This window comes from Haloferax sp. Atlit-10N, from assembly GCF_003586325.1.
Taxonomy (GTDB): Archaea; Halobacteriota; Halobacteria; order Halobacteriales; family Haloferacaceae; genus Haloferax; species Haloferax prahovense.
Map to the genome: position 1 here is coordinate 1 of NZ_PSYX01000157.1, position 459 is coordinate 459.

Annotated in this window: 2 protein-coding genes; one reads left to right on the top strand and one right to left on the bottom strand. The window is 50.8% G+C overall.

Annotation, left to right across the window (positions count from 1 at the left end; genetic code table 11):
- Positions 1-229 (top strand): hypothetical protein (locus C5B91_RS22910; RefSeq protein WP_233547917.1); only part of this gene is annotated, 229 nt, incomplete at its 5' end.
- A 71-nt stretch (positions 230-300) separates the two neighbouring features.
- Here C5B91_RS22910 and C5B91_RS21650 read toward each other — a convergent pair.
- On the bottom strand, positions 301-459 hold a 159-nt coding region (locus C5B91_RS21650; protein WP_199708904.1), incomplete at its 5' end, for a transposase.

Here is a 459-nt window from a genome sequence, read left to right on the forward strand (position 1 = left end):
TGTGGCATTAGAAGTAGAGGAATCAGAGGTTGAAAACAGCCTCACTGGTCCCACAGATCCGGTTGAGCGGATGAACCGCTACGATTCCGTTGCGAAGACCGTCAAAGACAACGAAGAGGTCTCACGGAATCGAAACTACGACGAAATGGGGTGGCGGAATAGTGCTCTCCGCTGGACGCTATCCGAACGAGCGGCGCATACCGAGGCAAATCACTCGCTTCCATCATAGAACAGAATCGCTCTGTTGAAACCCTTCAGCGTTGACATTGCAGAGAGCGCTCTTTCTGGCTATAGTAGTCGTTAGAAGTAATTACTCACTTTTGGAACTGAAAGTTGCTCAAGGGCAGTATCAATCGCTGTTGTTAGCTCGTCAAGTGAGTCGAAGAACCGGTTACTCAGAGCTGCTTGAAGCTGTCTCCAGCACTCCTCAACCGGGTTTAGCTCCGGCGAGTACGAAGG